6 protein-coding genes, 4 tRNA genes and 1 pseudogene are annotated in these 6,384 nt (G+C 59.9%); 2 read left to right on the top strand and 9 right to left on the bottom strand.

From position 1 onward, the window contains the following. Positions 1-66: 66 nt before the first annotated feature. Both murA and ramA read right to left on the bottom strand, forming a co-directional pair. The gene (murA, locus tag HMPREF3104_RS11505; RefSeq protein ID WP_070496079.1) at positions 67-1,338 is read right to left on the bottom strand and encodes a UDP-N-acetylglucosamine 1-carboxyvinyltransferase; all 1,272 of its coding nucleotides are present in this window, start codon (positions 1,336-1,338) and stop codon (positions 67-69) included. Positions 1,339-1,352: 14 nt separating this feature from the next. Continuing rightward, entirely contained in the window at positions 1,353-2,198 is an 846-nt protein-coding gene (ramA, locus tag HMPREF3104_RS11500; RefSeq protein ID WP_371441059.1) for an acetate metabolism transcriptional regulator RamA, read from the bottom strand. A 189-nt stretch (positions 2,199-2,387) separates the two neighbouring features. Here ramA and cysK point away from each other — a divergent pair, with 189 nt between their 5' ends. Together cysK and epsC are read left to right on the top strand one after the other, a co-directional pair. Then, positions 2,388-3,329, top strand: coding sequence for a cysteine synthase A (gene cysK / locus HMPREF3104_RS11495; RefSeq protein WP_070496078.1), 942 nt, complete (start codon positions 2,388-2,390; stop codon positions 3,327-3,329). Between the two features lie 89 nt (positions 3,330-3,418). After that, positions 3,419-4,009: a serine O-acetyltransferase EpsC gene (gene epsC / locus HMPREF3104_RS11490; protein WP_070496076.1), complete on the top strand. Its 591-nt coding sequence runs from the start codon at positions 3,419-3,421 to the stop codon at positions 4,007-4,009. A gap of 83 nt (positions 4,010-4,092) precedes the next feature. On the opposite strand, the gene HMPREF3104_RS11485 is transcribed toward epsC, so the two are convergent. The 7 genes and pseudogenes from HMPREF3104_RS11485 to zupT form a co-directional block, all read right to left on the bottom strand. Beyond that, positions 4,093-4,380 (bottom strand): GNAT family N-acetyltransferase, encoded by a 288-nt coding sequence (locus HMPREF3104_RS11485; protein ID WP_070496074.1) that lies wholly within the window; start codon positions 4,378-4,380, stop codon positions 4,093-4,095. Between the two features lie 77 nt (positions 4,381-4,457). After that, positions 4,458-4,530: transfer RNA gene (locus HMPREF3104_RS11480), tRNA-Phe, on the bottom strand. Between the two features lie 28 nt (positions 4,531-4,558). Next, positions 4,559-4,632 (bottom strand) — tRNA-Asp (locus tag HMPREF3104_RS11475). A gap of 203 nt (positions 4,633-4,835) precedes the next feature. Continuing rightward, positions 4,836-4,912, bottom strand: a tRNA-Asp gene (locus tag HMPREF3104_RS11470). A gap of 1 nt (position 4,913) precedes the next feature. Then, a tRNA-Glu gene (locus HMPREF3104_RS11465) sits at positions 4,914-4,986 on the bottom strand. 68 nt (positions 4,987-5,054) lie between these two features. After that, complete coding sequence (locus tag HMPREF3104_RS11460) at positions 5,055-5,468, bottom strand: YccF domain-containing protein (protein WP_052206238.1); 414 nt, start codon at positions 5,466-5,468, stop codon at positions 5,055-5,057. Positions 5,469-5,493: 25 nt separating this feature from the next. Further along, positions 5,494-6,307: pseudogene (gene zupT, locus HMPREF3104_RS11455) on the bottom strand (zinc transporter ZupT). Positions 6,308-6,384: the final 77 nt, after the last annotated feature.

Here is a 6,384-nt window from a genome sequence, read left to right as displayed (position 1 = left end):
ACACACACCCACAACACAACACAAATCCGCAGGTAAACCGACATAAACGCAACGCTATAAGTAACGCTATAACGCGTGCTTACTGTCGCTTACGCGCTCAATCTTCGCCCCTAGGGCAGAAAGCTGCTCAACAAAGGACGGGTAACCGCGGTCAATGTGATAGACGTCGTGCACCACGGTCTGGCCCTCTGCCACAAGGCCAGCCAGGACAAGGCCCGCACCTGCGCGGATATCGGAAGACCACACGTCGGTAGAGCTCAAACGCTCCACGCCGCGGATGACTACGTGGTGGCCGTCCACGTTTGCGTCGGCACCAAGGCGCAACATTTCATCCACAAAGCGGAAGCGGGCTTCGAAGACGTTCTCGGTGATCACGGATACGCCGTCGGCAATAGCTGCAATCGCAATGGCCATGGGCTGCAAGTCTGTAGGAAACCCGGGGAACGGCAGGGTCTGATAATCCACTGCCTTTGGGCGCTGGTCCATGCGCACGCGGAAGCCGTTGTCATAGGTCTCCACATCCGCGCCGGCAAGCTTCAGCTTGGACAGCGCCAGGTGCAGGTGGCGCGGCGCAATCCCGGTTACCGTAATGTCGCCCTGCGTAATGGCCGCGGCATAGGCCCAGGTGCCTGCCACAATGCGGTCCCCCACCACGGTGTGCTCGATGGGTGCAAGCTTATCCACGCCACGTATCACCAACGTCGACGTGCCCGCCCCCTCAATCTGCGCACCCATTTCATTGAGCATCTCACACAGGTCCACAATCTCCGGCTCACGCGCTGCGTTATCCAGCACGGTCTCGCCCTTTGCCAAGACAGAGGCGGTGAGGATGTTTTCCGTTGCTCCAACAGACGGGAAGTCCAGACTGATCTTCGCGCCAACAAGCTCGCCGGCTTCCGCAACAACCGCGCCATGTTCAATGCGGGTGGTTGCACCCAGCTTTTCCAGGCCGGTCTGGTGCATGTCGAGTGGGCGCGAACCAATAGCGTCTCCACCCGGAAGCGCAACGCGCGCCTCGTGGCAGCGAGCAACAAGTGGGCCCAGTACTGCAACGGAGGCGCGGAACTGACGCACCGCGTCAAAGTCTGCGTTCGGGGAGATCTGTGCTGGGGTGGTGATGCGGACCGTCTGGCCGTCGATAAGAACCTCGCAGCCCAAGCCCTCAAGGACCTGCGCCATCAGGGGCACATCCAGGATTTCCGGGCAGTTGTGCAGGGTTGTTGTGCCCTCTGCAAGCAGTGCTGCCGCCATGAGCTTCAGCACACTATTTTTGGCGCCGTCAACCTTGACAACGCCTTCGAGCCGAGTGCCGCCAGTGACTAAAAATCGTTCCTTCACGGCACTAAGCGTACCTACGGCAATGCGCCGATGCGGCGGGCGGCGTTGACCGCCTCGTACCGTGTGTGCGCGCCAAGCTTGCGCATCACGCTGCGCAGGTACGACTTCACGGTCTCCGGGCCAATACCCATTTCTTCTGCCGCTTCAACGTTGGTGTGGCCAAGTGCCACACAGGACAAAACGTCCAGCTCACGTGCGGAAAGCTTGGTGGTCTGCTTGACACGAACCGGGGAAACCATCTGGTCACACAGCTGCTCAAGCTCTTTACGCAAGCCCTCATCATCAACGCGGTTGGCAAGCATGCGCAGCTTCGAGTGGGTGGCACGCACCTGCTCCCATTCCGCGCCGTTCATCACACGGCCCTGCTTGGTGGAGGCCTTACCACCGTCTTGACGACGCAACGCAGAGTTCACCGCCAAGTCCTGCTCAAGCGTGCGGGCAGTCAGGGTAACCTCTTCAATCACCTTGTCGCCCAAGCGCACGGTGGAGTGGACACCAACGTAGAGCACGCCGCGGATCTCGCGCTGGACGATCACAGGCACGGCCACAACAGAGTGCAGGCCTTCCTCCTGGATCTGCTTGTCATACTCGTGCGAGATGACATTGGCGCGCATGTAGTCAGAAACACCAACTGCACGACGGGTGGCAACGACACGCCCGCCCACGCCAGCGCCTTGGTCAATCACCAGGTTCTGCAGCGCCGGAGTACGTAGACCGATCCACTGCGTGATTTGCACGCGGTTGTCTGCAAGCAAAGTGCCGTACATTGCAACCGGAATTCCGGTGGCCGTCTTCAGTGCGGTCAGTGCGGCACGGATTGAGTCATCGTCGTCTTTGACCCGTTGGTCATCCACAGTCATGCGCATGATGATAACCCCTAAGCGGGGGTAGCCAAATTCCACCCCCTGGGAGCGAAGCGTTGGGCAGGTGGGAGGGCGTTGTGATGGGCGTCGTAAAGCAGACTGCTCTGTCTGGCGAATAAAAACTGGACGGTCTACTTTGGGGGTGTATACTTCCAACGAAGAAACGCTAAAGCAAGGAGAAAACCCATGGCAAAGATTGCAAACAACGTGCTTGAACTCATCGGCGGCACCCCGCTGGTTGAGCTCAACAGCATCACCGAAGCGCACGGTGCGAAGGCTCGCGTGCTGGCCAAGCTGGAGTTCTACAACCCGGCAAACTCAGTGAAGGACCGCATTGGCAAGGCCATCGTTGAGGCTGCCGAGGCTTCCGGCGAGCTCAAGCCGGGCGGCACCATCGTTGAGGCAACCTCCGGCAACACCGGTATCGCACTCGCGCTGGCAGGTGCGGCAAAGGGCTACAAGGTTGTCCTGACCATGCCGGAAACCATGTCCACGGAGCGTCGCGTGCTGCTGCGTGCATACGGCGCAGAAATCGTGCTCACCCCGGGCGCTGCCGGCATGAAGGGTGCCGTGGAGAAGGCCAACGAGATTGTGGCGGAGCGCGACAACGCCATCCTGGCTCGCCAGTTTGAAAACGAGGCGAACCCGCTGATCCACTACAACACCACCGGCCCGGAGATCTGGAGCGACACCGACGGTGAAGTTGACATCATCGTTGCAGGTGTAGGCACCGGCGGCACCATCTCCGGTAGCGCCAAGTACCTAAAGGAGCAGAAAGCAGACGTCAAGGCTGTGGCAGTTGAGCCGGCCGCTTCCCCGCTGCTGTCCAAGGGCGAGGCTGGCCCGCACAAGATCCAGGGCCTGGGCGCAAACTTTGTGCCGGGCACGCTGGATCGTGGCGTGGTAGATGAGATCATCGCCGTGACCAACGAGGACGCCGTTGCCACCTCTCGCGAGCTGGCAGTGAAGGACGCTGTGCTCGGCGGCATCTCCGCAGGCGCAAACGTGAAGGCAGCCCTTGAGCTGGCCGCGCGCGAGGAGAACGCCGGCAAGACCATCGTTGTGATCATCCCGGACTTCGGCGAGCGCTACGTCTCCACCGTCCTGTACGAGGACATCCGCGACTAGGAGCTTTTCGCTTGACGACGCCCAACGCCCCCGCCTCCCATGAATCCAACACCACGGGACGCGGGGGTTACGCATGTAAGCTGCCTTCTATGCTGTTGAAGATCATCGCGACTGTCCGTGAGGATTTGGCGAATGCCCGGGACCACGACCCCGCGGCACGAGGCGACGTAGAGAACGCAATTGTGTACTCCGGCCTGCACGCAATCTGGGTGCACCGCCTCTGTCACGCGATGTGGAAACGCGGCTGGAAAGCGCCCGCCAGGATTCTGTCGCAGGCAAACCGATTCTTCACCGGTATTGAGATCCACCCCGGCGCCACCATTGGCAGGCGGTTTTTCATCGACCACGGGATGGGCATTGTGATTGGCGAGACCGCCGAGATTGGTAACGGCGTGATGCTCTACCACGGCGTCACCCTCGGCGGCCAAGTGCTCACACAGACGAAGCGCCACCCGACGATTTGTGACAACGTGACGATCGGCGCCGGCGCCAAAGTGCTCGGCCCCGTCGTTATTGGTGAAGGCTCCGCTGTAGGCGCGAACGCCGTAGTTACCAAGGACGTGCCGCCGCACTCCATCGCTGTGGGTATCCCAGCGAAGATTCGCCCCAAGAACCCAGGCGAAAAAACCCACTTGGTTGACCCGGACTGCTACGTCGACCCGGGCCACTACACGATCTAGCCGTGCTTGCGCTGGTCTAGGCGCTGGTCTAGATGCTGGTCTAGATGCTGGTCTAGGCAGTGCTGGTTTAGGCCAGTGCTGGTTTAGGCCAGCAGGTCCTGATAGTCCGCGTTCTGGTCGATGAACTTCGCCACCGCAGAGCACGCTGGGTCGACCTTCATGCCATCCGCACGCGCTTGATCGAGCGCGTACTGAATCAGCGGGCGTGAGAGCCCCTGGCCGCGGAATTTCGGCTCCACCACCGTGTGCGGCAGCACTCGCACATCGTCGCGGTCTACGTAGCTTGCAAAGCCGGCGACCTCATCACCCATGGTGAGCTCGTACTGGCCCGCGGCTTCGTTCTTGGAAAGCTGGTAGTCGTTGTTAGCCATAGTCACACCCTACAGACAAAACGAATACACCCCTCCCCGCGGTATCACTACCAGCAAGGAGGGGTGTATTTGAGATGTGGCCAGAGCCAGGATCGAACTGGCGACCCCACACTTTTCAGGCGTGTGCTCTACCAACTGAGCTATCTGGCCAGAACTACTCGTTTCCCAAGCAATTCAGCGACCCTGACGGGACTTGAACCCGCGACCTCCGCCGTGACAGGGCGGCGCGCTAACCAACTGCGCCACAGGGCCTTATTTATTTGTTTCTGTGCTGTTGCACGAGTTGATACCTTACACAGACTACGCGACAAGCCACAAATCAGCAGGTAGTTATATGTTTTTAGTGGTTTTGCTTGCCGATAGTGTGCGGACATGTAGCCGCCACAGCGTCGAATACGGCACCCAGGCCCATATCTACGTACGCAAAGCGCCCCGAGGAAAACCTCGGGGCGATATGGCGACCCTGACGGGACTTGAACCCGCGACCTCCGCCGTGACAGGGCGGCGCGCTAACCAACTGCGCCACAGGGCCGTACCCCCAACGGGATTCGAACCCGTGTTGCCGCCGTGAAAGGGCGGAGTCCTAGGCCTCTAGACGATGGGGGCGCTGAAAAGACAGCCCGCTCATCATAAATCAGCTCATGGATACAAAACAAACGAGCAGCTAGAGCACGTTATCCAACTACCGGCGCGTAGCGCGCACGATCATCATTGGAATCCACCACCTGTGCGCCAAACGGGAAGCACGTGACGGGGATCAGCTTCAGGTTTGCCCACGCCAGCGGCAGGCCAATAATGGTGACAGCCTGCGCCGCGGCGGTAACAATATGCCCAATAGACAGCCAAAGCCCCGCCACAATGAACCAGATGACATTGCCTAACATCCCGAGGGCGCCGACGTTGCCTTGGATCACCTCTCGCCCGAACGGCCAAATCACGTAGCCCGCGATGCGGAACGACGCCAGGCCGAACGGAATAGTCACAATGAGCAGACATGCCACAATGCCCGCCAGAATATAGCCGATAAACAGCCAGATACCGGCAGTAAACAGCCAAATTACGTTCAGGATAAATCGCAGTAGACCCATGTGGGAAGTATAGGCCTTCGAGGCGCTACCCCGGCAGGATCAGCAGACTTGCGGCCATGACTGCCATGCCCGCAACCGTGCCGTACATCGCGGCGTGATGCTTGCCGGTGGCAATCGCCGTGGGCAGCAGTTTGTCCAGACTGCCAAAGACCATGATGCCCGCAATCGCAGCAAACGTAATCCCTAGCGTTTGCGGGCCCAGGTAAGGCTGCAGCAGCAGGAAACCAATCAAGGCACCAAGCGGTTCCGCCAGACCGGAGAGCGTGGCCCAGCCGAAGGCTTTCCAACGCGAACCGGTCGCCTCACGCATCGGCACCGCTACCGCCACACCTTCTGGAATGTTGTGGATCGCAATAGCGATTGCCAATGGCGCCGCTAGCGCAGGATCTGACAGTGCTACTGCAAAGGTGGCAAATCCTTCCGGGAAATTGTGGATGGCAATGGCAGCCGCCGCCACAAGGCCAACGTTTCGCATTCGCGCCCGCGAAATCCCGCCGACGCTCAGGTGGTGGGGCTCTTCGTGAGGGTTGATTTCTTCGGGCACGCAGCGGTCTATAAGCGCAATCAACGCAAGCCCGCCGAAAAACGCAATGACACCCCAAAGCTCAGCACGAGCATTTCCGGCCCCTTCAAGCCCAGCGATGCCTTCTGGGAGCAGTTCTACAAAGGAGATGTAGATCATGACACCGGCAGAAAAAGCCCAACGCGGAAGCAAGGAACGCCGCTCCTGGGGCACGCTTGAGCACCACTACAAGGCCGCCCAGGCCGGTAGCAAGCCCGGCCAGCAGCGAGATACCAAGCGCAAGCAGAACTGCGCTGGAGGATGCATCAATGCCCATGCGAAAAACCTAGCAAAGCAAAAGCCCCGAGCACACGACAAACCCGGCTTAAGGGACATTTCGTGTGGATAAACCGA

The organism is Corynebacterium sp. HMSC30G07, assembly GCF_001806945.1.
GTDB lineage: Bacteria > Actinomycetota > Actinomycetes > Mycobacteriales > Mycobacteriaceae > Corynebacterium > Corynebacterium riegelii.
Note: the sequence above shows the minus strand (reverse complement) of the source record. Positions and strands in the feature narration are given on the sequence as shown.

What these genes read in the sequence shown, in the direction of transcription:
- ramA (WP_371441059.1), bottom strand. Translation starts at nt 2,198, where the DNA reads ATGACTGTGGATGACCAACGGGTCAAAGACGACGATGACTCAATCCGT.
- cysK (WP_070496078.1), top strand. Translation starts at nt 2,388, where the DNA reads ATGGCAAAGATTGCAAACAACGTGCTTGAACTCATCGGCGGCACCCCG.
- epsC (WP_070496076.1), top strand. Translation starts at nt 3,419, where the DNA reads ATGCTGTTGAAGATCATCGCGACTGTCCGTGAGGATTTGGCGAATGCC.
- HMPREF3104_RS11485 (WP_070496074.1), bottom strand. Translation starts at nt 4,380, where the DNA reads ATGGCTAACAACGACTACCAGCTTTCCAAGAACGAAGCCGCGGGCCAG.
- HMPREF3104_RS11460 (WP_052206238.1), bottom strand. Translation starts at nt 5,468, where the DNA reads ATGGGTCTACTGCGATTTATCCTGAACGTAATTTGGCTGTTTACTGCC.